The sequence below is a fragment of the Streptomyces sp. NPDC041205 genome (genome assembly GCF_055591765.1).
Genome location: NZ_JBVIZH010000001.1, coordinates 1036796 through 1061155, shown reverse-complemented (window position 1 = coordinate 1061155; position 24360 = coordinate 1036796). Strand labels below are relative to the sequence as shown.

Genomic DNA, 24360 nt, shown 5'->3' with positions numbered 1-24360 from the left:
AAGAACAGCAAGAACAGCAAGAACAAGGAAAAGAAGAGGTACCACCAACGTGTTCGACGACCTGGGCGCGCTGTTCGCCGTAGCCGCCGCTCTGGCGTTCCTCGTCCTCTACCTCCTCCCCGCGCTCCTCGCCTTCTGGCGGAACGCGGAGAACCGCTGGCTGGTTCTGGTCGTCAACGTCCTCTTCGGCGCCAGCGTCCTCGGCTGGTTCCTCGCCCTGTACCTGGCGACCCGTAAGCCGAAGGAGCCCCGCGGGGCGCGGGCGGGCGGTCCGGAGCCGGTCTAGAAGCCGTGCGACAGCCACGGTGCGAGGGCCGAGCCGAACGCCAGGCCCGCCTCCGCCGCCGCGCCCTGGCGCAGTTCACGGACCCGGCCCGCCGCGGTGAGCTGGGTGAGGGGGACGCCGCCCAGGTAGAGGGAGCCCAGCTCGCGGGTGGAGAGGGCGAGGTCGGCCGGGGTGTCGTCGTCGACGCGCTTGCAGGAGGCGCCCTTGGGGTCGCCGGTCAGGCGCCAACGGCCCTGGTTCCAGGGGCAGAAGGTGTCCGCCACGTCCAGGACGACGTCGATCGGGGTCTGGTACGTGCGGGCTTCGAGGGCGGCTCCGAGGTCCACCAGGCGTACGTACAGCGAATCCCGGGTCCGCAGATCGCAGCGGCGCACGTCCGTGACGAGCTGGGCCAGCGGGTCGTCCACCGGCCGGTTCAGGGCCAGGACCGTCGACGTCAGGTCGATGCCGAACAGGAAGCGCCACAGCGCCGCGTACGCCGCCGGGTCCAGGGCCTCCACGTCCTGCACCTTGACCGTGCCCTTGGGGCCCCGGGCGTCCCACTCGGGCTTGACCGCGTAGAACGCGAAACCGACGACCTCGCCGTCGCGCTCGGCGAGCACGCACTGCTGCGGCGACGCGCCGTTGCGGTCGGACGGCGGGTCCAGGGTGATCAGGCGCTCCCAGCCGGGCCGCCGCGCCATCATGCCGGGGCGGCCGGGCACCCGCTGCGCGTACACCGCCTCACAGGCGGGCAGGGCCTTGGCGGGCGTCTCGTAGCGCAGCCGTACGTCGTCGGTGCCCGGCGGGACGGACAGGCCGACCCTGGCCTTGTCGATCTCCATGCGGTGCTGGAACGAACCCGCCCCGTACCCGAACCGGCCGTAGATCTCGGGCTCCGACGCCGTCAGGACCGCCACCGCCTCGCCGCGCTCCCGCACGTCGTCCAGCTGGCGCCGCATCATCGCCGTGAGCAGGCCGCGCCGCCGGTGCGTGGCCGCCACGCTCACCATCGTCACGCCCGCCGTGTGCACCACGGCGCCGCCCGGCACGGACATGCGGAAGCTGAACGCGCCGGCCGTGCCCACGCAGGCCTCGCCGTCCCAGGCGCCGATCGAGCGCTCGCACTCGGTGAGGTCGCGCCACAGCTCGCGCTCCTCAGGAGCCTCGGGCACGCCGCCGAAGGCCACGTCCAACGTTTTGTACCACTGCTCCCAGTCGCCCTGGCTCAACTCCCGCAATTCTGCTGTCATATGCCATGCCTACCAGGGCTCCAAGGGCGCGGCGAATTGTTTTCCGCGTACCGGAACGCGCGTGTGGACGCTGGGTGTGGAGATACGGGTGAGGTGCCCCTGAAGGGGGACAAGAGGTACCTCCCGTGCGAAGTGCCTGGCCCGGTGGATAGGGTCCACGAGCAATGGCGGTAAGACGAGAAGGGCGCGAGCGGCGCGAGCAGCGTGCGCGGCGTGCCGAAGCCGAGACGTTCCCGGCCCGCATGAAGAAGCGGCTGCACCGGGCGCGCATAGGGCTGCGCAAATCCGGTGTCGACTACTTCCGGGGCGACGGCTCCGACTGGGTGGCGCTCGCCGCACTCCTCTTGACCGTCCCTGTCATCACCGCGTGCACGATCGTCAACCCGGTGTGGTTCTCGCCCGCCGCGCTCGTGCTGCCCATCGTCGCGGGCGGGCTGCTCCTGCGGCCCTCCAGCCTCCTCGGTCTGTACGCCGCCTCCGCGGCCGCCCTCATCGTGGAGTCCGTGCAGCTCGGCCCCTACACGGAAGGGCCCGCCCGGGTCACCCCCGGCACCGTCCTCGCCGTCGCCGCCTGCGGCTTCTTCGGGCTCCTCATCGCCCAGTTCCGCAGCCGCGTCGGGGTGCCCTGGCGGGGCGGCGGAACCATGCTCTTCGACCTGCGCGAGCGGATCCGGGTGCAGAGCAAGCTCCCCAAGCTGCCGCGCGGCTGGCACCGCGAGATGGCCCTGCGGCCCGCCGGGGGCCAGTCCTTCTCCGGCGACTTCGTCGTCGCCGCCCGCACCAACGGCGGGCGCACCCTCGAAGTCGTCCTCACCGACGTCTCCGGCAAGGGCATGGACGCCGGGTCGCGGGCGCTGCTCCTCTCCGGCGCCTTCGGGGGCCTCCTCGGCTCCCTGCCGCCGCACGCCTTCCTGCCCGCCGCCAACGGGTACCTGCTGCGGCAGGACTGGGACGAGGGCTTCGCCACCTCCATCCACCTCGTCCTCGACCTGGAGACCGGCGACTACGAACTGCTCTCCGCCGGGCATCTGCCCGCCCTCCAGCTCAGCGCCGGGACCGGGCGCTGGGAGGAGAAGTCCGGCGAGGGGCCCCTCCTCGGCGTCTACGACGGCGCCCAGTTCGACCCCGTCAAGGGGTCACTGCGGCCCGGCGACGTCCTCATGCTCTTCACCGACGGCATCGTCGAGGCCGCCGACCGCGACATCGCCGAAGGCATCGACCGGCTCACCGGCGAGGCCGACCGCTACGTCCCCGGCGGCTTCCACGGTGCCGCGTGGCACCTCATCGAGGCGGTCGCCAAGGACGTCAACGACGATCGGGCGCTGCTGTTGATCTGCCGCGACGCGTGACCTGGCCGGGGGCCTTGGGAGGGTCCCCGTGCGGGTGGGCCTGGGGCGCCCCCGTTATCGGCGCTGCGCGCCTCGTCCTCAGTCGCCGGACGGGCTCTCTCCCACCCACCCGCCCAACCTTCCCCGGGGCCACCCGAAAGCCCGGCACCCCCTGGACATTTCAGCCCGTCATGGGGGTACCCCCCGCTCCTCAAGAGCTTGGGGGAGTTTGAGGACGAGGCGCGGAGCGCCGATTCGAGGGAGGACCGTCCCACCCGGAGGGGACGTCTGCCCCCGGGGTCCAGGGGCGGAGCCCCGGTTTCGTGAAGGGGCGGGGTGGGGGAAACCCCACCCATATTCGGCGGGCCGCCTCATGGTCGCGGACACCCCGCACTCCGTACGTTCAATGCATCGACCACGCAGGAACGACGGAAAGGCCACACGCCATGGGGCTGCGCAAGAAGAAGCAGCGGCAGCGACACGAGTCCACCAAGGACCAGCCCGCGGCCACGGACCGCACGGCGTCCGACTGGGCCGTGGAGCTGCGCGCGGTGCGCCGCCAGTACGGCCGAGGCTCCGCCGCCGTGCACGCCCTGCGCGGCATAGACCTGGCCCTGCCGCGGGGCAGTTTCACCGCGGTGATGGGCCCGTCGGGCTCGGGCAAGTCCACGTTCCTGCAGTGCGCGGCGGGCCTCGACCGCCCGACGGACGGCAGCGTCCGCCTCGGCGGCACGGAGATCACGGGGATGAGCGAGAACAAGCTGACGGCCCTGCGCCGCACCCGCCTGGGCTTCGTGTTCCAGGCGTTCAACCTGCTCCCGTCGCTCACGGTCGAGCAGAACGTCCTGCTCCCGATGCGCCTCGCCGGCCACCGCCCGGACCGCCGCAGGGCGGCCGAGATGCTGTCCCGGGTGGGCCTGGGCGACAAGGCCGGGCGCCGCCCGGGCCAGCTCTCCGGCGGCCAGCAGCAGCGCGTGGCCATCGCCCGCGCCCTGGTGACCGCACCGGACGTGATCTTCGCGGACGAGCCGACCGGCGCCCTGGACACGACCACGGCGGGCGAGATCCTGAACCTGCTGCGCTCGGCCGTGGACGGCATGGGTGCCACGGTGGTCATGGTCACGCACGACCCGGCCGCGGCGGCGCACGCCGACCGCACCCTGTTCCTCGCGGACGGCGCCATCGTCGACCATCTGGAGAGCGCGTCGGCGGCGCGGATCGCGGACCGGATGACGACGCTGACGAGGGCCGCGGCCCCCGCGTACGCGGGAGTGGCGGCGTGAGCTTCGTACCCAACGGGCTCGCCCGCGCGGCCGTCCGTTTCAAGCCCGCCGCGTTCGTGGGGACGTTCGTCGCCCTCGCGATGGCCGCCTTCATCGTGTCCGCGTGCGGCATCCTCCTGGAGACCGGCCTGCGCGCCTCCGTACCACCGGTGCGCTACAAGGACGCGCCCGTGGTGGCCGCCGCCGACCAGAAGTCCCACTTCGAGACCGGCAGCGGCGACAGCCGCAGCGACAACGGCGCCCCGGTCACCGACCGCGCCCGCCTCGCCGACTCCCTGGTGGCGAAGGCGGCTTCGGCGCCCGGCGCGCGTACCGCCGTCGCCGACGTCACCTTCCCCGTCAAGCAGGGGAACAAGGAACTGACCGCGCACGGCTGGGGCGCCACCGCCTTCACCGGCGAGAAGCTGACCGCGGGCCGCGCGCCCGGCGCCGGGGACGTGGTGCTCGCGGGCACCGGGGCCCGCGTCGGCGACCGCGTCACGCTCACCACGGCGGACGGCCCGCGGGACTTCCGGGTCTCCGGCGTCGGCGGCGGCGAGGCCCCGACGGCGTGGTTCACGGACTCCGAGGCGATCCAGGTCTCCGGGCACCCCGGCCGCGTCGACGCCATCGCCGTGCTGCCCAAGGACGGCGTCACGGACGCCACGCTGAAGTCCCAGGTCGCCAAGGCCCTCGGCGACAAGGCCGAGGTGCACACCGGTGACGGCCGCGGCGGCGCCGAGGACCCGGGCCTCACCGAGGCCGAGGAACTCCTCACCGGCCTCGGCGGCTCCTTCGGCGGCATCGCCGCGATGGTCGCCGTGTTCACCGCGGCCGGCACCGTCGCCCTCTCCGTGGGCCAGCGGGCCCGCGAGTTCGCGCTGCTGCGCGCCATCGGGACGACCCCGCGCCAGATCCGCCGCACCGTCGCCACGGAGACGCTCCTGGTGGCCCCGCTCGCGGGCGCCCTCGGCTGCCTGCCGGGCATCGCCCTGGCGAGCTGGTGGTTCGGGCAGCTCAAGGACAAGGACGCGGTCCCCGAGGCCGTCGACCTGTCCGTGTCGTACATCCCGATGGTCGCCGCCGTCGGCACCGCCATCATCACCGCCCTGTTCGCCGGAATGATGGCCGCGCGCCGCCCGGCCCGCATCAAGCCGGGCCAGGCCCTGAGCGAGGCCTCCGTGGAGCGGCTGCGGCCCGGCTGGATCCGTACGCCCCTCGGGGCCGCGGCGGCCGTCGGCGGCGTGGTCCTCGCGGGCGTCGCCGCCAACACCAGCGGCGACGACGCGGCGAACGCGGCGCTCGGCGTCGTCATGCTCTTCATGCTCGCGGTGGCGCTGCTCGGGCCGCTGGTGGCGCGGGCCTGCGCGGGCCTGTTCGGCCTGCCGCTGCGCGGCGCGAGCGCCTCCGCCGCGCTCGCCGCGGCCAACTCCCGCAGCAACGCCCGCAGGATGGCGTCCGCGATCACGCCCATCGTGCTCGCGATGGCGTTCGCCTCCACGCTCGTCTTCATGCACACCTCCGAGGAGAAGGTGGCGGAGAACCAGCAGCGCGACGGCATCACGGCGGACCACATCGTGGCGTCGAGGACGGGCTTCGACGCGGCGACGGTACGCGAGGCCACCGGACCCGGCGGCGGCTCCGCCGTCGGCCTCCTGAAGACCTCCGTGCTGCTGCCCATGGGCTCGGGCGGCGACCGCTATCTGCAGTCGGCCAGCACACAGGCCGTCACCGGCACGGCCGCGAACCTCGCCAAGGTGCAGGACCTCAACGTCGAGTCCGGCCGGATCGACCTCGGCAAGGGGAAGGTCGCCCTGGACGCGAACCTCGCCCACAACGCCGACCTGAACGTCGGCGACCGCGTCGAACTGCGGCTGCCCGACGGCACGAAGAGCCGGCCCGAGGTCGTCGCGACGTACGAGCGCGGGCTCGGTCTGTCCCAAGTGACCCTGGGCGGCGCCGAGATGAAGCGTCACGTCACGTCGGCGTTCGACACGGAGATCTGGACGAAGGGCTCCTCCGCCGCGGCGCTGAAGCACCTGACGTCCCAGGGCACGGTCCTCGACCGCGACGACTACACCACCGCCCAGTCCAAGGACCGCGCGGTGCAGGCCTGGGCCAACACCACCATGGCGGCCGTCCTCGGCGGCTTCGCGGCCGTCGCCGCCGCCAACACCCTGGTCATGACGGTCCTCGACCGGCGGCGCGAGCTGGGCACGCTGCGGCTCATCGGCTCCACCCGGCGCCAGGTCCTGCGGATGGTGCGCTGGGAGGCGCTGCTCGTGACCTGCGCGGGCGTCGTCATCGGCACCGCCATCGCGCTGGCCACGCTGGTCCCGATGATGAAGGGCCTCACCGGTGAGGGCCCCTACATCCCGCCGCTCCTCTACGCGGCCTTCGCCGGGTCGGCCGTGGTGCTCGGCCTGGTGGCCACGGCGGTGCCCGCGCGGGCGGCGCTAGGGTCCTCGACATGACGCTGATGACCCTGGCCGAGGTGGAGGCGGTGGCCCGGCGGGCGCACGCCGGGCAGACGGACAAGGCGGGGCGGCCCTACGCCGAACACCTGGCGGCGGTCGCCGCCGGGACGCGGGCGCGGGGCGGCTCGCGGGAGCAGATCGCGGCGGCGTGGCTGCACGACGCGATCGAGGACGACGCGCTGACGCCGGACTGGCTGGACGCGGCGGCCCTCGCCCCGGCCACGAAGGCCATCGTGCTGGCCCTCACCAAGCGGCCCGGCGAGGCCCCGGAGGCGTACGCCGCCCGGATCCGCGCGACTCCCGGCGCCGTCCTGGTCAAGGAGGCCGACCTGGCCCACAACGCGGATCCGGGCCGTCTCGCCGTACTGGACGAGACGACCCGGGACCGCCTGACGGCGAAGTACGCGCACATGCGGGCGCTGCTGTCGGGGCGCTGAGGAGCGAGGGAGCCCACGGGCCCGGCGGTGAGGACCTCACCGCCGGGCCCGTGGGCGTCAGCGTGCGGAACCCCGCTCGCGGGCCAGCGCGGCGGCGTCGCGGCGGAAGGCCCACTCCATCCTGGGCTCCATCGCGAAGCGGAACATCCGCTGGACCGGTGGCGTGCACAGGAGCGTCACCACGGCGCCCGCGATCACCGTCACGACCACCTCGCCGGCGGGCTCGTGCAGCCACGGGTTGGCGTCGAACCAGCCCCAGAAGCGGGATCCCTTGGCGAGGAAGCCGTGCAGCAGATAGCCGTACAGCGTCCCGGCGCCGAGCACCGTGAACCACATCTTGCGGCGCGGCACCCAGGCGAAGAAGCACGCCGTGAGCAGCACCGAGCAGCCGAACAGGGCCAGCGTCATGACCACGCCGACCCACCACGGGACGCCGAGCTCCTGGGCGCTGTCGCGCCGGTAGAACCACACGGACGTCATCTTCGGGGCGGCCCAGTAGGCGAGCGCCACCGCGCACGCGAACACCGGCACCGACAGGACGCGCACCTCGCGGCGGCGCACCAGTTGGAAGTGCTCGGGCTTGATGAACAGGCCGAGCACGAAGAACGGCATGAACTGCAGGACCCGCTGGAGGTCCAGGTCGTCGCCGATGTCGGGCGAGACCACGGCGAGCACGGCGATGGCCAGGGCCAGCGGCACCGGCCAGCGCACGATCTTCCACAGCGGGGTGGTCAGCCGCCACACGAACAGGGCGATCAGGAACCAGGTCAGGTACCAGGGGTCGAGCAGGCTGATCGGCTGCGTCGGATCGTCGTCGGCCCACCGCTTGAAGAAGGTGTACGCCACTTCGAAGATCACGTACGGCACGGCGACGCCGGTCACGAGCCGCTTGAGCCGGTCGGGGCGCATGTCGAAGCTGCGTGAGAAGTAGCCGGAGATCAGGATGAACGCCGGCATGTGGAAGGTGTAGACGGTCATGTACAGCGCTTCGGCGGTGCGGCTGTGATCTGTCAGCGGCTCCCACGCGTGGGCCATCGCGACCAGCACGATCGCCAGGTACTTGGCGTTGTCGAAGAACGCGTCGCGCTGCTTGGCGGGCTTCCCGGCCGTGTCGGCGGGGCGGGCGGTGGCGGGAACCGCGCGAGTGGGGGAGTGGGGGGTTCGGTACGCGGGGGGAACGGGTGGGGCGGAGTGGCGGCCGGCCTGGCGGGGGGTGGCCGTGGCCGCGGCGGACTGGGGGACGCGGGGGCCCGGCATTCCGGGGACCGGCTCCTGCCCAGCGGACTGCAGGGGAGGCAGCGGCGCCCGGTGCCGCCCGTGCGGCTGAGCGGAGTTCGTCACAGGCCCTCCCACCAGGAGCTCGGTGAGACGATCCGGGACCGCACTGCGCCTGCGGGGGTCATGGCAGCGTGGAACATCTGAGGCACCCTAGCGTCGCCCCGGTGTTCCCGTAAAACCCTCAACTCATTCATCCCGTTCATCGCTCCGTGTTCCCGTCGCGTCTTCTGTCTCGTTTCCGGCGCCACGCCCGCCGGTTGTTCATCAACACCGTTCATCACATCCATCGGAACGCCATCCGGGCTCCATCGGACTTTCCATATTGGTGGCGCGGATACCCGCGTTGCACGATGGCTAACTGTCCGATAGGTCAGCATTCACACCGCTTAAATCGTGCATAACGCCCGCGGGCGACTCTGGTGAAATGTCCGGTTGATCGGTGCGTGGCGGGTTATGAGGCCTCGCCCGATGTGCTCTCGGCAACAATTCGAATTCCTGTGACCTGCTTGTGCGTACGCGGCCGGGCGCGCGGCGCCGGAAGATGCCGCGCCGACGTCCCCGCGGTGACTGGCCATGGAAACGATCAAGTCGAAATTCGCCGTCCGGTGGACGCGTCGAATTCCCGTACGCATGGCCCGGGTTGGCGCGCGCCGCGCGCGCCCGGGGCCCTCCCGGCACTCGCGGAACACCCGCGCCACTGGTCAAGGCTTGGCCGACGATGTGTCACCGGCCGCATAGCGGGGTCCTGTTGGTGGCACGATGGTTCTGGCGGGGGAGTGCGGGTCGTACCCCCCGGGCGGGAGAGCGACCGACCTAGGGTGTGATCTGTGTGGCCATTTCGCTGTCAGTGGTGCTGCTGTTGGCGATCGTCCTTGTCATGATGGTGCGTCAGGGAAACATCAAGGTTTGGCCCGCCATCGTCGCGGCACTCTTCGGCTTCGTGCTCGCCTCGACGGGAATGGCCGACGACATCCAGGAACTCCTCGACTCGCTGGCCGAGACCATCGGGGACATACAGTTCTGACGGTGCGCGGCGGACGGGGGGTCCTGATCGGATGGCGATACGGGAAACCGATCCACCACGGATCGGCGGCTATCCGGTCGAGGACCGGCTCGGCTCGGGCGGAATGGGCGTCGTCTACCTCGCCCGCTCCGCCTCCGGGCGCCGCCTCGCGGTCAAGGTCGTCCACGGGCAGTACGCCGACGACCCGGAGTTCCGCGCCCGCTTCCGCCGCGAGGTGGCGGCCGCCCGCCAGGTCAGCGGTGCCTTCACCGCACCCGTCGTGGACGCCGGCGCCGACGCCGCGCGCCCCTGGATGGCCACGCTCTACATACCCGGTGAGGACCTCGGCACCCACGTCCGCCGCGAGGGCCCGCTGCCCCCGGACCGCCTCCTGGAACTCGCCGCCGGACTCACCGAGGCCCTGCGCGACATCCACCGCGTAGGCGTCGTCCACCGCGACCTCAAACCGGCCAACGTCATGCTGGCCGAGGACGGCCCCCGGGTCATCGACTTCGGCGTCTCCCGCGCCGCCGAGGCCCTGGCGGCCGACGCCCTCACCCAGACCGGCCGCGTCATGGGCACCCCGCCCTACATGTCCCCGGAACAACTCACGTCCCCCCGCGACGTGGGCCCCGCCTCGGACATCTTCTCCCTCGGCTCGGTCCTCACCTACGCGGCCACGGGCCGGGGGCCGTTCGACTCCGCGTCCCCGTACGAGACCGCGACCGGCGTCGTCGAGTCCGCCCCCGAACTCGACCGCGTCCCCGCCGAGTTGCGCCCCTTCGTCACCCAGTGCCTGGCCAAGCACCCGAAGGAACGCCCCACGCCGGACGAGCTGTTGGCGCTGCTGCGGGGCGAGCCGGTTCCGCCCCGACCGCCGCAGACACCGGACGCGGCCCGCCCCCGCAGGCGCCGAAGGCTCCTGCTCGCGGCGTCGGTGGGCGGTCTGTTGCTCGCGGTGCTCGGGGCCTGGACGGGCGTCCGCCTGCTCGACGGCGGTACGCCGTCCAGCGACCTTCCGGCCGGGTGGCAGTCCTGGCAGGCCAGGGTCGAGCTGGCGCCGGAGAGCATGGCCTCCGCGTCCTTCACGCGCTGTGTCGCCGCGGGCGGAGGGCTGGTGTGCGCGGGGGACGACGTTCAGGCCGCGCGCTTCTCGCTGGCCACGGGCAAGGTGGGGTGGAAGCAACCCGTCAACGGCACGGACCCGGAAGGAATGTGGAGCGGCCTCGGCAACATCATCGGCATGTCGGCCGACCGCCGACAGGTGTACGTCTACCGGAGCTACGAAACCAAGAAGCCCTCGGACACCGTCGTCGCCCGGTACGAGATCCAGGCGCGCGACGTCCGTACCGGCGAACTGCGGTGGAAGCACACCACCACGCACGGCGAGAGCGCCCTGGCCCCTGACCCTGCTCCCGACATCGGGGGCGCGGCGGCCACGAAGCACGGCATCCTCGCCCTCCACGGCGTCGAGAACAGCGCCTACGCCCTCATCGTCCCCGGCCGTGACAAGCCTGTCTGGCGGCGCGAGCTGCCCGCGGAACAGGGCTGCAGCGTGCGGGCGGCCGGAGGCCAGGGCTACTTGGTCTGCGTCCCCGCAGGACCGGATGGCGCCGCCGTCACGACCCGCGTCTCGCCCGTCGATCCGCGTGACGGCAAGCCGCTGTGGACCGCCGAGGCCCGCGGGGAGCTGTACTTCGTCGGCCGGGCGGGCAACGACCTCGTGTTCGTCCGCGAGCCTCAGGGGAAGAAGCGGCAGCACCACTCCGTCGTCGTTGTCGAGCCGTCCTCCCGCCGTGCCCACACCGTCCGCCTGTCCCGCCCCCAGGGTGCGGACACGCGCCTCCACCTCGTGAGCGGCACGCTCTACTTCGTCTCCGACAACGGCAGCGTCAGCGCCTTCGACCCGGGCACGGGTCGCAGGCTGTGGAGCCGCACCTCCTCCGTGGATTTCCCCGGCCCGCCCCTGGCCGCTGGCTCCCGTCTCTACATCGCCTCCCCGACCGGCCGGCTCGCGGCCCTGGACCGCTCCAGCGGCGAGGAGATCTGGGCCCGCTCCGGCCGCCGCCTGCCCCCGGGAGAGTTCGACCACGACCCCAAAGGGGGCGGGGCTCCCCTGACCCTCGTGGGCGATGCCCTGTACGTCCCCTACGGCGTCCGCTCCGTGTACACCGTCGACGTACGCGACCCGTGACCCGCGCCCTCGTGGCGCACGGCACGAAAAGGCCCCCGGCCCGGCGCGCAGGCGAGAACCTGCACACCGGGCCGGAGGCCACAGAGCGGGCGACGGGAATCGAACCCGCGTAGCTAGTTTGGAAGACTAGGGCTCTACCATTGAGCTACGCCCGCACAGCTCGCGCAGCGACCTCTCGCAGGTCAGCGTGCGCGGCACGGACAGCATCGTAGCGGGTCCGGGCGGTGCGCCGCACACCCCCATTCACTCCCGTTCAAGCGGGCGCCGCACTGCCTGCGGGCATGTACCCTACGTGTCGCACCGACGGGGTGTGGCGCAGCTTGGTAGCGCGTCCGCTTTGGGAGCGGAAGGCCGTGGGTTCAAATCCCGCCACCCCGACCAACTGGTTCCCCCGCATCCGGTGGCCTGTTTCCCGGCGGGGGCCGAACTCCGCACGGCCCCGGTGGTCCGTTGTCCAAGATCGCATTGTGGGTCGGCTCCCGCGTGCCGTTACTATGCAAGCTGCGTGCCCGTGTGTCTCTCAACCGGGCAGAATCCAAGAAGTCAGCCCACAAGGAGACCGAACCGTGAAGAGCGCCGTGGAGACCCTGAACCCGACCCGGGTTCGGCTCACTGTCGAGGTGCCCTTCGAGGAGCTCAAGGACAGCCTCGACGCGGCGTACAAGAAGATCAACCAGCAGGTCACGGTGAAGGGCTTCCGCAAGGGCAAGATCCCGGCCCGCGTCATCGACCAGCGGTTCGGCCGCGGTGCGGTGCTGGAGGAGGCCGTCAACGACGCCCTCCCGAAGTTCTACACCGAGGCGGTCAACGAGGCCGAGCTCAACGTCCTGGGCCAGCCCGAGGTGGACATCACCGAGCTGAAGGACAACGAGACCCTCAACTTCACCGCTGAGGTCGACGTCCGTCCGACCATCGAGATCCCGGACTACTCCGGCATCGAGGTCGAGGTCGACGCCGTCGAGATCGCCGACGAGGACGTCGACAAGGCCGTCGAGGAGCTGCGCGAGCGCTTCGCCTCCACGTCCCCGGTCGAGCGTGCCGCCGAGGACGGCGACGTCGTGACGATCGACCTGGAGGCCAAGGTCGAGGGCGAGGTCCTGGAGGACGGCGTCGCGTCCGGCGTCTCCTACACGATCGGCTCCGGCGAGCTCCTCGAGGGCATCGACGACGCCGTGAAGGGCCTGGAGGCCGGGGCTGAGGCCACCTTCACCTCCGAGCTCAAGGGCGGCTCCGCGGCCGGCAAGGAGTCCGAGGTCACCGTCAAGGTCACCCAGGTCGCCAAGCGTGAACTGCCGGAGCTGGACGACGACTTCGCGCAGCTGGCGTCGGAGTTCGACACCCTCGACGAGCTGAAGGCCGACAGCCGCAAGCGCCTGGAGACGGCCCGTCAGTTCGACCAGGCCACCCAGGCCCAGGAGCGCGTCCTGGAGAAGCTCCTCGAGCTGGTCGAGGTGCCCGTCCCCGAGAAGCTGCTCGAGGACGAGATCCGCACCCGCAAGCACAACCTGGAGCACCACCAGCTCGGTCAGATGGGCCTCGACCTCGCGAAGTACCTGGAGATCCAGGGCAAGACCGAGGAAGAGTTCGACGCCGAGACCCGTGAGCAGGCGGTCAAGGGCATCAAGACGCAGTTCGTCCTCGACGAGCTCGTCAACAAGGAGAAGCTGAACGTGAACCAGGAGGAGCTCACCGAGCACCTCATGCGTCGCGCGCAGTCCTCCGGCATGAGCCCCGACCAGTTCGCCCAGGCCGTCGTCGAGGGTGGCCAGGTGCCGATGCTCGTCGGCGAGGTCGCCCGCGGCAAGGCGCTTGCCGTCGTCGTCGAGGCCGCGACGGTCAAGGACACCAACGGCGAGGTCGTCGACCTCGACGACGAGGACGAGGAGGCCCCCGCCGCCGAGTCCGCCGAGGCCCCGGCCGAGGCCGCCGCCGAGTCCACCGAGGACGAGGCCAAGGCCTGATCCCCGGAGATCGAGCCTGACTCCTCCGCTGTACTTCCTGTACGCCGGAAGGCCCCCGCACCGCGTCACCGCGCGCTGCGGGGGCCTTCGGCGTACCCGGGCCGCGTCCCCCGCCCTCCGAAGCGTTGCCTCACTGCGGGCTGCGGGTGCTTGGGGTGGAGGCGGGGCTGGGCCGGGAGGTCACCCGAAATGGTGGGGCCCCGAGGGTGCCCCGGGGACGGCGGAAACGGGCGGGCGGGTGGGAGAACCGCCGCGGAGCGGCGGGGACGGTTGCCGCCCCCGGCCAGGGCCGCCCAGGCCCCTCCGCCCCCCGGACTAGGGGCGATCACCGCGCCCGCCCAAGGCGCCCCCGCCAGACCTTGCGCTGCCAGCGAACAGTTCAGGAACCGGGATGGCGTTGTCCCACCTGCGCGTTAGGGTCCATGAATACGGGGGCAGTGGAGTCCTTGCCCCCGGGACGAAGATGCGAGACGGCCGGAGCCGTCAGAGACGAGCAGGTGGATACGTGACGAATCTGATGCCTTACGCAGCCGGTGAGCCGTCCATCGGTGGTGGCCTCGGCGACCATGTGTACAACCGACTGCTCGGCGAGCGCATCGTCTTCCTCGGCCAGCAGGTCGACGACGACATCGCGAACAAGATCACGGCGCAGATGCTCCTCCTCGCGGCCGACCCGTCGAAGGACATCTACCTCTACATCAACAGCCCCGGCGGCTCGGTGACCGCCGGCATGGCGATCTACGACACCATGCAGTACATCCCGAACGACGTGGTGACCATCGGCATGGGCATGGCCGCCTCCATGGGCCAGTTCCTGCTCACCGGCGGCACCGCGGGCAAGCGCTTCGCCCTGCCGCACACGGACATCCTGATGCACCAGGGCTCCGCCGGCATCGGCGGCACCGCCTCGGACGTCAAGATCCAGGCCGAGTACCTGCTGCGCACCAAGCAGCGCATGGCCGAGATCACCGCCCGCCACTCCGGCCAGACGGTCGAGGCGATCATCCGCGACGGTGACCGCGACCGCTGGTTCACCACCGAGGAGGCCAAGGAGTACGGCCTCATCGACGAGATCATCAGCGCCGCTTCGGGTGTTCCGGGCGGCGGCGGCACGGGGGCCTGACCAAGGCACCCCCGGGCCCCCGGCACCGGCCCCGCGCAGCGGCGGCCACCGGGAGCGGCCCCAGCCGACCAAGCCACGCTCACACCAGGACGGAACGCCTCAGATGAACACCTTTCCCGTCAGCGGTCAGCCCTCGGGCCTGCACACCGGCCCGCAGGTGGACAACCGCTATGTGATCCCGCGCTTCGTCGAGCGCACCTCGCAGGGCGTGCGCGAGTACGACCCGTACGCGAAGCTCTTCGAGGAGCGCGTGATCTTCCTCGGCGTCCAGATCGACGACGCCTCCGCCAACGACGTCATGGCGCAGCTCCTGTGCCTGGAGTCGATGGACCCCGACCGGGACATCTCGGTCTACATCAACAGCCCGGGCGGCTCCTTCACGGCGCTCACCGCGATCTACGACACGATGCAGTTCGTGAAGCCCGACATCCAGACGGTCTGCATGGGCCAGGCGTCCTCCGCGGCCGCCGTGCTCCTCGCCGCGGGCACGCCGGGCAAGCGCATGGCCCTGCCGAACGCCCGGGTCCTCATCCACCAGCCGTCCGGCGGCACCGGCCGCGAGCAGCTCTCCGACCTGGAGATCGCGGCCAACGAGATCCTCCGGATGCGTACGCAGCTCGAGGAGATGCTGGCCAAGCACTCCACGACGCCGATCGAGAAGATCCGCGACGACATCGAGCGCGACAAGATCCTCACCGCCGAGGACGCGCTGGCGTACGGCCTGATCGACCAGATCATCTCCACCCGGAAGATGAACAACGACTCGGTTCTCTAAAGTCTCGTCCGAGCCCCGGGCGAGGCCGCCTGCCGGCCTCGCCCGGGGCGTCGCAGCACCATCCGCCCACCCCTCGACGCGGCCCATGCGGAAGCGAACCGCGCCAAGGGGGGCCCGAACGGGGGGCCAGGCAAGGTACCGTCGGATACAAGGCACCAGGAGCCGCTGCACCAACGGCGTCTCCCAGGCGAAGGGGAAGCACACCGTGGCACGCATCGGTGACGGCGGCGATCTGCTCAAGTGCTCGTTCTGCGGAAAGAGTCAGAAGCAGGTCAAAAAGCTCATCGCAGGCCCCGGCGTGTACATCTGCGATGAGTGCATCGATCTCTGTAACGAGATCATCGAGGAAGAACTCGCCGAGACGAGCGAGGTCCGCTGGGAGGAACTGCCCAAGCCCCGCGAGATCTACGAGTTCCTCGAGGGGTACGTGGTCGGTCAGGAGCCCGCCAAGAAGGCGCTCTCCGTCGCCGTCTACAACCACTACAAGCGCGTCCAGGCCGGGGAGAACGGCGGCGCGCAGGGCCGCGAGGACGCCATCGAGCTGGCGAAGTCCAACATCCTGCTGCTCGGCCCCACCGGCTCCGGCAAGACGCTGCTCGCGCAGACGCTCGCCCGCATGCTGAACGTCCCCTTCGCCATCGCGGACGCGACGGCGCTCACGGAGGCGGGCTATGTCGGCGAGGACGTCGAGAACATCCTCCTGAAGCTCATCCAGGCCGCCGACTACGACGTCAAGAAGGCCGAGACGGGCATCATCTACATCGACGAGATCGACAAGGTCGCCCGCAAGAGCGAAAACCCCTCGATCACGCGCGACGTATCGGGTGAAGGCGTCCAGCAGGCCCTGCTCAAGATCCTTGAGGGCACGACGGCCTCCGTCCCGCCGCAGGGCGGCCGCAAGCACCCGCACCAGGAGTTCATCCAGATCGACACGACGAACGTGCTGTTCATCGTGGGCGGCGCCTTCGCGGGCCTGGAGAAGATCATCGAGTCGCGGGCGGGTGCCAAGGGCATCGGCTTCGGCGCGACCATCCGCTCCAAGCGGGAGCTGGAGGAGAAGGACCAGTTCGAGGACATCATGCCGGAGGACCTGGTGAAGTTCGGGATGATCCCCGAGTTCATCGGCCGCCTCCCGGTCATCACGTCCGTGCACAACCTGGACCGTGAAGCGCTCCTCCAGATCCTGGTCGAGCCGCGCAACGCCCTCGTGAAGCAGTACCAGCGCCTCTTCGAACTCGACGGCGTGGAGCTGGACTTCGAGCGCGAGGCTCTCGAAGCCATCGCGGACCAGGCGATCCTGCGCCAGACCGGCGCGCGCGGCCTGCGCGCCATCATGGAGGAGGTCCTCCAGTCGGTGATGTACGAGGTGCCGTCCCGCAAGGACGTCGCCCGTGTCGTCATCACGGCGGACGTCGTCCACTCGAACGTGAACCCGACGCTGGTGCCGCGCGAGGTGCGGGGCCCCGGGGCGGGCGAGCAGAAGTCCGCGTAGCGGATACGGACAACGCCCGAGGGCGCCCGGCGAGTTGACCTCGCCGGGCGCCCTCGTGTCGTACCGCCCGCTGCTCCTTCTCGACTACTTCTCGACGCGTACGTCGCGCAGCAGCCGCGCGGTGACGTCCAACGGAAGGCCCTTGCCGCCGAAGCCGTCGGGTGTGAACTCCCATGGCTCGCCGACGAGTTCGACAGGCGCGTCAGCGCTCGACGCGGACTTCCCCGCGGAGCTTCTTCGTCGTGGCGGCGGCGTCGTCGAGGGACACGGCCTCGCCCGCCTTGGTGTCGCGGGCGTCCATGGGCATGACGAGGGCGGCCGTGCTGCGGTCGGCCCAGGCGCACACGGGGGCGCGGAGCACCGTGCGGCCGCCGGGGGCGGCGGTGGCGCGGCCCTCGGTCCGGGTCTCCTGGCACTTGACGACCACGCCGCCCGCGCCGAACTCCTGAGGCTCGCCGATCATCGTGCTCTTCTCGCCGCCCTTGCCCGGCTTCCTCGCCTTGGCCGCGAGGTCCGCGAACAGCGCGTCGACGGTCTTCTCCGGATCGTCGATCGTCCCGTACACGCCGGTGTACTGGATCAACCCGGCGCTCAACGCCTCGGCCCTCCTGCCGGAGCCGTACACCGCCTGAACCGTCTTCCCACCCCGCACCCCGAAGCCCGCGGGGTCTTCGAGGGGAGCCGAGGTAATGCCCTTGACCTGCGCGTACCCGTCCAGCACGGCCTTCGGCGCGATCAGCTTGTGCGGCCCGTCGCCCGTGACGGCCGCCGAACCCCCGCCCCCACCCGAGCCGCTGTCCCCGCCGAAGCCGACGCACGCACCGACGCCGAGCAGGGCGACGACGCCGATCCCGGCGACGGCGGCCACGGTCTTCCCGCTGCTCACTTCCGGTCCTCCCCCTGAGGCATGCGAAGGGCCCGGCCGGAGCGACCGGGCCCTCGCTGGTGTCCGAACGGACGGATCAGAGCTTGACGCGCGCGTCCTTGCGGAGCTTCGCGGTCTTCTCCGCGGCGTCCTCCAGGTCGGCGGACTTGCCTGCCATGGCGCTGGCCACGTCGATGTTCACGGTGAAGCCGATCGTGCTCTTGTCGCCCCAGATGCAGACGGCCGCGGACACCTCCTTGGGTGCCGAGGCCTCGGTCGACCCGCTGGTGTCGGCCTTCATCTCCTGGCACTTCATGACCGCGCCGTCGAGCGAGGACGGGTTGTACGACTTCGGGTCACCGACCACCTTCGCCTTCGGCCCGCCGCTGCCGCCCTTGCCCTGCTCCTTCTTGGCGTTGGCGAACATCTTGTCCACGACGCTCTCGGGGTCGTCGATCTCGCCGTACACGCCTCCGAAGTTGAGGGACTTGAGTGAAAGCGGGTTGTCCTCGGCCCCGGACTGGTAGTCCGCCCCGACGTCCTTGGCGTTCTTGACCCCGGCCTTCTCGGCCTTGTCGGTGTTGATGCCGCCGAGTCCGCCGCCGGAGCCGGCCTTCTTCTTGAACTCGCCGTCGATGACGGTCTCGGGCGTCGTCAGCTTGTGCGGGCCGTCGTCCTTGACCTTCGCGGAGCCGCTGTCGTCGCCGCCGAGGACGAAGTAGGCGCCGACGCCGATGGCGGCGACGACTGCGACCGCGCCGATGATCATGCCCGTCTTCTTGCCGCCGCCTCCGCCGGGCGGGGGCGGCGGCATCTGGCCGTAGGGGGCCTGGGGCTGCTGGCCGTAGGGGCCGGGCTGCTGCGGCTGGCCGTAGGGCGGCTGCTGGGGCGGGACGCCCTGCGGGGCCTGCTGGGGGTAGCCGTAGCCGGGCTGCTGGGGCTGCTGCTGCGGATAGCCGTAGCCGGGGCCCTGGGGGCCGGGCTGCTGGCCGTAGGGGCCTGGCTGCTGCGGCTGGCCGCCGCCGTAGGGATCGGGCTGTCCGCCGTACGGGCCCGGCTGGTTGTGGCTCATGCGTGGGTTCCCCCTTCGTGATGCGGTGCTGCGCGCACCATCGTGACGGAAGCGGGCCCCGGCCGCGACGGCCGGGGCCCTTGCCGGTGCGCGGTGCGCGCCTCGGCGTCAGCGCTTGACGCGGACTTCCTTGCGGAACTTGGCCGTCTTCTCCGCGGCCTCGTCCAGGTCGGCGGCCTTGCCGCCCATGGCGCTCGCCACGTCCGCGGTGACCACGACGCCGATCGTGCTGTTGTCGCCCCAGATGCAGGTCGCCATCGACATCTCCTTCGGGGCATCGCTGCTGCCCGTCGATGCGCCCGAGCCCATGGCGTACTTCATCTCCTGGCACTTCATCATCGCGCCGTCGAGGTCGGACGGGTTGTACGACTTCGGGTCGCCGATGACCGTGACCTTCCGGCCGGTGCCGCTGTCGCCGCTCTTCTCGGACTTCTCCTTGGCCGAGGAGAACATCTTGTCGACGACCGCCTCGGGGTCCTCGATGTCGCCGTAGACGCCGTTCAGCTGGAGGATCTTCTGCCCGAGGGGGTTCTCCTGGGTGCCCGCCATGTACTGGGCCTTGACCTCGGTGGGGTTCTTCACCCCGTACTCCTCGGCCTTGGCGATCTCGTCGGACGACATGTCGCTGCCGGAGTCGCTGTTCGGCTTCTTGTTGTAGTCCGAGAGGACCGTCGCGGGCGTGGTCAGCTTGTGCGGCCCGTCGTCCTTGACCGTGCCGGAGCCGCTGTCGCTGCCGCCGAGGACGAAGTAGGCGCCGACGCCGATGGCGGCGACGACTGCGACCGCGCCGATGATCATGCCCGTCTTCTTGCCGCCGCCTCCGCCGGGCGGGGGCGGCGGCATCTGGCCGTAGGGGGCCTGGGGCTGCTGGCCGTAGGGGCCGGGCTGCTGCGGCTGGCCGTAGGGCGGCTGCTGGGGCGGGACGCCCTGCGGCGCCTGCTGGGGGTAGCCGTAGCCGGGCTGCGGCGCCTGCTGGGGGTAGCCGTAGCCGGGCTGCGGGGCCTGCGGCGGCTGGCCGTAGGGGCCAGGCTGCTGCGGCTGGCCGCCGTACGGCCCGGGCTGCTGCGGCTGCTGCCCGCCGTACGGGCCCGGCTGGTTGTAGCTCATTACTGGGGTTCCCCTCGAACGCCTGAGCGCGCCCACATTTTCCCGCGCGCTTATGTGTTCCCAACATCCTCACCGACGCGAGGACCCTAGTGAGCCCCGGGGAGCCAACCGTTACTGAAGATTCTGGTTTCGGGACCACTCTGTGACACCCCTAAACTGGGCGCGTGACCGAGAACGCTCAGCAGCAGCCCCCAGCGACCGTCCCCGAGCTCCCGACGCAGTACGCGCCGTCCGAGGTAGAAGGGGCGCTGTACGAGCGCTGGGTAGAGCGCGGTTACTTCGACGCGGACGCGAGCAGCGAGAAGCCGCCGTACACCGTCGTCATCCCGCCGCCGAACGTGACCGGCAGCCTGCACCTGGGCCACGCCTTCGAGCACACCCTCATCGACGCCCTGACCCGCCGCAAGCGCATGCAGGGGTATGAGGTGCTGTGGCAGCCGGGCATGGACCACGCGGGCATCGCCACCCAGAACGTCGTCGAGCGCGAGCTCGCCAAGGAGGGCAAGTCCCGCCACGACCTCGGCCGCGAGGCCTTCGTCGAGCGCGTCTGGCAGTGGAAGGGCGAGTCCGGCGGGCAGATCAGCGGGCAGATGCGCCGCCTCGGCGACGGTGTCGCCTGGTCGCGTGAGCGCTTCACCATGGACGAGGGCCTCTCCAAGGCCGTCCAGACGATCTTCAAGCGGCTCTACGACGACGAGCTGATCTACCGCGCCGAGCGCATCATCAACTGGTGCCCCCGCTGCCTGACGGCGATCTCCGACATCGAGGTCGAGTACCAGGACGACGACGGCGAGCTCGTCTCGATGAAGTACGGCGAGGGCGACGAGACCATCGTCGTCGCCACCACCCGCGCCGAGACCATGCTCGGTGACACCGCCGTCGCCGTGCACCCCGACGACGAGCGGTACAAGCACCTCGTCGGCAAGCTCATCAAGCTCCCGCTCACCGACCGCTCCATCCCGGTCGTCGCGGACGAGCACGTCGACCCGGAGTTCGGCACCGGCGCCGTCAAGGTGACGCCCGCCCACGACCCGAACGACTTCGAGATCGGCCAGCGCCACTCGCTGCCGAACATCGCGGTGATGGACGAGCACGCCATCATCACCGTCCCCGGCCCCTTCCAGGGCCTGGACCGCCTGGAGGCCCGCTCCGCGATCGTCGGCGCGCTGCGCGCCGAGGGCCGCATCGTCGCCGAGAAGCGGCCCTACTCCCACTCGGTCGGCCACTGCTCGCGCTGCAAGACCACCGTCGAGCCGCGCCTCTCCATGCAGTGGTGGGTCAAGGTCGGCCCGCTCGCCAAGGCCGCCGGTGACGCGGTCCGCGACGGCCAGGTCAAGATCCACCCGCAGGAGATGGAGAAGCGCTACTTCGACTGGGTCGACAACCTCCACGACTGGTGCATCTCGCGGCAGTTGTGGTGGGGACACCGCATCCCCGTCTGGTACGGCCCGAACGGCGAGATCGTCTGCGTCGGCCCCGATGAGGAGCCGCCCACCGGCGAGGGCTGGACGCAGGACACCGACGTCCTCGACACCTGGTTCTCCTCCGGCCTGTGGCCGTTCTCCACCCTCGGCTGGCCCGAGAAGACCGACAGCCTCGCGAAGTTCTACCCGAACTCCGTCCTGGTCACCGGCTACGACATCCTCTTCTTCTGGGTCGCCCGGATGATGATGTTCGGCCTGTACGCGATGGACGGCACCCCGCCGTTCCACACCATCGCCCTGCACGGCATGGTCCGCGACCAGTTCGGCAAGAAGATGTCGAAGTCCTTCGGGAACGCGGTCAACCCGCTGGACTGGATGGACAAGTACGGCTCGGACGCCCTGCGCTTCACGCTCGCCCGCGGCGCCAACCCGGGCGTGGACGTGCCGATCGGCGAGGACTGGGTGCAGGGCTCCCGGAACTTCGCCAACAAGATCTGGAACGCCACCCGCTTCGCCCTCATGAACGGCGCCACGGTCGAGGGCCCGCTGCCCGACGCCGCCGAGATGTCGGCCACCGACCGCTGGATCCTCTCCCGCCTGAACACGGTGGTCGCCGAGGTCGACGGGCTCTACGAGGACTACCAGTTCGCGAAGCTCTCCGACGCCCTCTTCCACTTCGCCTGGGACGAGGTCTTCGACTGGTACGTGGAGCTGTCCAAGACCACGTTCATGGCGGGCGGCCCGGCGGCCGAGGTCAGCAAGCGCGTCCTCGGCGAGGTCCTCGACGTCACGCTGCGCCTCCTGCACCCGGTCGTGCCGTTCGTGACGGAGACGCTGTGGACGACGCTCACCGGTGGTGAGTCGGTGGTCGTCGCCGACTGGCCCAAGGACAGCGGCTTCCGGGACGCGGGCGCCGAGAAGGAGATCCTCTCCCTCCAGGACCTCGTCACCGAGGTCCGCCGGTTCCGCGCCGACCAGGGCCTCCAGCCCGGCCAGAAGGTCCCCGCCCGCCTCACCCTGGACGGCACGCCGTTCGCCCCGCACGAGGCCGCCGTCCGCCAGCTCCTGCGCCTCCAGCCGGAGGGCGAGTCCTTCGCGGCGACGGCGACGCTGCCGGTCGCGGGCGCGAGCGTCGCCCTCGACCTGTCCGGCACGATCGACGTGGCGGCGGAGCGCAAGCGGCTCGCCAAGGATCTGGCGGCCGCGCAGAAGGAGCGCCAGCAGGCCGAGGCCAAGCTCGGCAACGAGGCATTCTTGGCGAAGGCTCCGGACCAGGTGGTGGAGAAGATCCGTACGCGGCTGAGCAAGGCGATGGAGGACATCGCGCGACTGGAAGACCAGCTGGCGAAGCTGCCGGTAGCCTGACGCAGCGGCCTCTCCGCTCACGCGGAGGTGATCCGGACCTGGCGGCCGCCGAGAGGGACAAGGCTCAGTGTTCCCCGCCGACGCGGGGGTCAGAGGGCGCCCGGAACCACTTCGGTTCCGGGCGCCTTCGTCTTCGAACCGCCGCCGTCCGCGTGCCCCGCCCGGTCAGGCCTCCGTGGCCACCGGCCCCGTCCCCACGGACTCCGCGTTGCGCCGCGTCTTCGCCCAGCCGTTGCGGCCCCGCAGCAGGCGCAGGAACCCGCGCGCCGACACGATGAACACGTGGTACGCGTACACCCACAGGGCAAGACCCCACAGCAGGCCGGTGAGGCGGGAGCGGTCCGGGGCGAAGTCGCGGCGGTAGAGCGGGCCCCAGGCCACGAACGGCAGCACCGACAGGGCGCACAGGACCAGGATCAGCGGCCAGTTGCCGAGGAACGCGTCCCGCATCGAGCCGCCCGCGACGACCGCGCCGAGCAGCAGCACGCTCAGGACGAGCGTCGCCACGTGCGCGAGGGGCTGCATGAACGTGTACAGGGTCTCCAGGACGCCGCGGCCCGAGTAGTGCCGGGAGCCGACGATGCGGGGCGCGTAGCGCACGCACTGCAGGTTGCCCTGGGCCCAGCGGGTGCGCTGGGTGAGGAAGCGGCGGGCGCGCGGCAGGCCCTCCTGCGAGACGTGGGTGTCCGCGATGTGGGCGACCCGGTAGCCGCCGAGGATCATGTGCAGGCCCAGCTCGTAGTCCTCCAGGAGCGCGTCGCGCTGCCAGGGGCGGCGCTCGGCGGCGGCGATGCGGTCGAGCGCGGTCAGCCGCGTGAACTGGCCGTTGCCGCCGAGACCGACGGAGCCCGTGCGGCCGCGCAGGAGCTGCATGCCCGCGTTGGACACCGCGAACTCCATGTCCTGCATCCGCACCAGCAGCCGCGCGAAGGCGTTGGCGACGCGCCCGTGCTCCGGCAGCGGACGCCGCTCGGTGACATTGCGCATCCGTACGCTTACCTGCACACCGCCGGTCTCCGGGTCGCCGAAGCCGGTGTCGCCGCTGACCCGCGCGAGCGCGTCGGGGGCGAGGCGGCCGTCGGCGTCGACGACGCACACGACGGCCCGGGAGCGGTCGGCGGTCGCGGGCAGGAAGTCGTTCAGGGCCGCGTACGCCGAGTTGAGGGCCGCGCCCTTGCCGACGCGGGCGTCGGGGCGGCGGCGCGAGACCAGGTGGACGTGGCTGTCGCCGTCGGCGAGCGCGGTCACGACGGCCGCGGTGGTGTCGTCGCTGTCGTCGTCGACCACCCACACGTGCGCGGCAGGGAAGTCGGTGCGCAACTGGGTGACGGTCGCGCCGATCACGGTCTCCTCGTCACGGCACGGCACGAAGAAGTGCCAGTCGAAAGCCGCGGGGTCGCCGTCCGGGGCGGGCCTGCGGCGCGTGTAGGCGTGCCGGGCCCCGGCCCAGTACAGGAGGAAGCAGGCGAGGAGGAAGAAGGGCAGGGCGTAGAGCAGGTGGTGGGGGGTGAGCACGGGGTCCTCGGGGGTGTTGTGTGTGGGGGCGTGGCGGACGGCGAGGGGGCTGGGGTCTGTCTGATGGGTCGGCCCGCGTCGCGCCATCAGGCGGGCTCCGGTCTGTCCCGGCGAGCGGGGGTTCCTGTCCGGCCGGGGGAGGATTGTGAGCCCGTCCGGCGATT

The 24360-nt window shown here is 71.2% G+C and carries 18 protein-coding genes and 2 tRNA genes; 13 read left to right on the top strand and 7 right to left on the bottom strand.

Features of this window, described 5'->3' with window-relative positions; translation table 11 throughout:
• Window positions 1-49 precede the first annotated feature (49 nt).
• Entirely contained in the window at window positions 50-286 is a 237-nt protein-coding gene (locus tag ACZ6BG_RS04665; RefSeq protein ID WP_468449733.1) for a superinfection immunity protein, read from the top strand.
• On the opposite strand, the gene ACZ6BG_RS04660 is transcribed toward ACZ6BG_RS04665, so the two are convergent.
• On the bottom strand, window positions 283-1518 hold the full coding sequence (locus ACZ6BG_RS04660) for a GNAT family N-acetyltransferase (RefSeq protein ID WP_468996824.1): 1236 nt from the start codon (window positions 1516-1518) through the stop codon (window positions 283-285). The two genes, ACZ6BG_RS04665 and ACZ6BG_RS04660, sit on opposite strands and share 4 nt — an antisense overlap.
• A gap of 164 nt (window positions 1519-1682) precedes the next feature.
• Here ACZ6BG_RS04660 and ACZ6BG_RS04655 point away from each other — a divergent pair, with 164 nt between their 5' ends.
• From ACZ6BG_RS04655 to ACZ6BG_RS04640, 4 genes are all read left to right on the top strand, one after another.
• Window positions 1683-2867 carry a PP2C family protein-serine/threonine phosphatase gene (locus ACZ6BG_RS04655; RefSeq protein ID WP_190113731.1) on the top strand — a complete coding sequence of 395 codons (1185 nt, stop codon included), beginning with the start codon at window positions 1683-1685 and terminating at the stop codon, window positions 2865-2867.
• 425 nt (window positions 2868-3292) lie between these two features.
• On the top strand, window positions 3293-4129 hold the full coding sequence (locus ACZ6BG_RS04650) for an ABC transporter ATP-binding protein (RefSeq protein WP_468996819.1): 837 nt from the start codon (window positions 3293-3295) through the stop codon (window positions 4127-4129).
• Entirely contained in the window at window positions 4126-6582 is a 2457-nt protein-coding gene (locus tag ACZ6BG_RS04645; protein ID WP_468996817.1) for an ABC transporter permease, read from the top strand. The genes ACZ6BG_RS04650 and ACZ6BG_RS04645 overlap by 4 nt, the downstream gene beginning before the upstream one ends.
• Window positions 6579-7022 (top strand): HD domain-containing protein, encoded by a 444-nt coding sequence (locus tag ACZ6BG_RS04640; RefSeq protein WP_468996814.1) that lies wholly within the window; start codon window positions 6579-6581, stop codon window positions 7020-7022. Before ACZ6BG_RS04645 ends, ACZ6BG_RS04640 begins: the two co-directional genes overlap by 4 nt.
• Before the next feature lie 57 nt (window positions 7023-7079).
• On the opposite strand, the gene ACZ6BG_RS04635 is transcribed toward ACZ6BG_RS04640, so the two are convergent.
• Window positions 7080-8363 carry an acyltransferase family protein gene (locus tag ACZ6BG_RS04635; protein WP_468996811.1) on the bottom strand — a complete coding sequence of 428 codons (1284 nt, stop codon included), beginning with the start codon at window positions 8361-8363 and terminating at the stop codon, window positions 7080-7082.
• A 766-nt stretch (window positions 8364-9129) separates the two neighbouring features.
• Here ACZ6BG_RS04635 and ACZ6BG_RS04630 point away from each other — a divergent pair.
• Window positions 9130-9324: a hypothetical protein gene (locus ACZ6BG_RS04630; RefSeq protein ID WP_030362531.1), complete on the top strand. Its 195-nt coding sequence runs from the start codon at window positions 9130-9132 to the stop codon at window positions 9322-9324.
• A gap of 31 nt (window positions 9325-9355) precedes the next feature.
• Window positions 9356-11497: a serine/threonine-protein kinase gene (locus ACZ6BG_RS04625; RefSeq protein WP_468996808.1), complete on the top strand. Its 2142-nt coding sequence runs from the start codon at window positions 9356-9358 to the stop codon at window positions 11495-11497.
• Window positions 11498-11581: 84 nt separating this feature from the next.
• Here ACZ6BG_RS04625 and ACZ6BG_RS04620 read toward each other — a convergent pair.
• A tRNA-Gly gene (locus tag ACZ6BG_RS04620) sits at window positions 11582-11652 on the bottom strand.
• A gap of 149 nt (window positions 11653-11801) precedes the next feature.
• Here ACZ6BG_RS04620 and ACZ6BG_RS04615 point away from each other — a divergent pair.
• The 5 genes from ACZ6BG_RS04615 (at window position 11802) to clpX (ending at window position 16848) form a co-directional block, all read left to right on the top strand.
• Window positions 11802-11878: transfer RNA gene (locus ACZ6BG_RS04615), tRNA-Pro, on the top strand.
• Between the two features lie 185 nt (window positions 11879-12063).
• Window positions 12064-13458: a trigger factor gene (tig, locus tag ACZ6BG_RS04610; protein ID WP_468996806.1), complete on the top strand. Its 1395-nt coding sequence runs from the start codon at window positions 12064-12066 to the stop codon at window positions 13456-13458.
• A 517-nt stretch (window positions 13459-13975) separates the two neighbouring features.
• Window positions 13976-14581, top strand: a complete 606-nt coding sequence (locus tag ACZ6BG_RS04605) for an ATP-dependent Clp protease proteolytic subunit (protein ID WP_030362534.1) — start codon at window positions 13976-13978, stop codon at window positions 14579-14581.
• A gap of 103 nt (window positions 14582-14684) precedes the next feature.
• The gene (locus ACZ6BG_RS04600) at window positions 14685-15356 is read left to right on the top strand and encodes an ATP-dependent Clp protease proteolytic subunit (RefSeq protein WP_468449725.1); all 672 of its coding nucleotides are present in this window, start codon (window positions 14685-14687) and stop codon (window positions 15354-15356) included.
• A 205-nt stretch (window positions 15357-15561) separates the two neighbouring features.
• The gene (clpX, locus tag ACZ6BG_RS04595) at window positions 15562-16848 is read left to right on the top strand and encodes an ATP-dependent Clp protease ATP-binding subunit ClpX (protein WP_164325049.1); all 1287 of its coding nucleotides are present in this window, start codon (window positions 15562-15564) and stop codon (window positions 16846-16848) included.
• Window positions 16849-17050: 202 nt separating this feature from the next.
• Here the strand turns inward: clpX and ACZ6BG_RS04590 are convergent, their stop codons facing one another.
• The 3 genes from ACZ6BG_RS04590 to ACZ6BG_RS04580 form a co-directional block, all read right to left on the bottom strand.
• Complete coding sequence (locus ACZ6BG_RS04590; protein WP_468996804.1) at window positions 17051-17734, bottom strand: hypothetical protein; 684 nt, start codon at window positions 17732-17734, stop codon at window positions 17051-17053.
• Between the two features lie 76 nt (window positions 17735-17810).
• Complete coding sequence (locus tag ACZ6BG_RS04585) at window positions 17811-18785, bottom strand: hypothetical protein (RefSeq protein WP_468996801.1); 975 nt, start codon at window positions 18783-18785, stop codon at window positions 17811-17813.
• A gap of 108 nt (window positions 18786-18893) precedes the next feature.
• Window positions 18894-19892 carry a hypothetical protein gene (locus tag ACZ6BG_RS04580; protein ID WP_468996799.1) on the bottom strand — a complete coding sequence of 333 codons (999 nt, stop codon included), beginning with the start codon at window positions 19890-19892 and terminating at the stop codon, window positions 18894-18896.
• 164 nt (window positions 19893-20056) lie between these two features.
• Here ACZ6BG_RS04580 and ACZ6BG_RS04575 point away from each other — a divergent pair, with 164 nt between their 5' ends.
• Complete coding sequence (locus tag ACZ6BG_RS04575; RefSeq protein WP_468996795.1) at window positions 20057-22681, top strand: valine--tRNA ligase; 2625 nt, start codon at window positions 20057-20059, stop codon at window positions 22679-22681.
• 165 nt (window positions 22682-22846) lie between these two features.
• Here the strand turns inward: ACZ6BG_RS04575 and ACZ6BG_RS04570 are convergent, their stop codons facing one another.
• Window positions 22847-24283: a glycosyltransferase family 2 protein gene (locus ACZ6BG_RS04570; RefSeq protein ID WP_468996793.1), complete on the bottom strand. Its 1437-nt coding sequence runs from the start codon at window positions 24281-24283 to the stop codon at window positions 22847-22849.
• Between the last annotated feature and the right edge of the window lie 77 nt (window positions 24284-24360).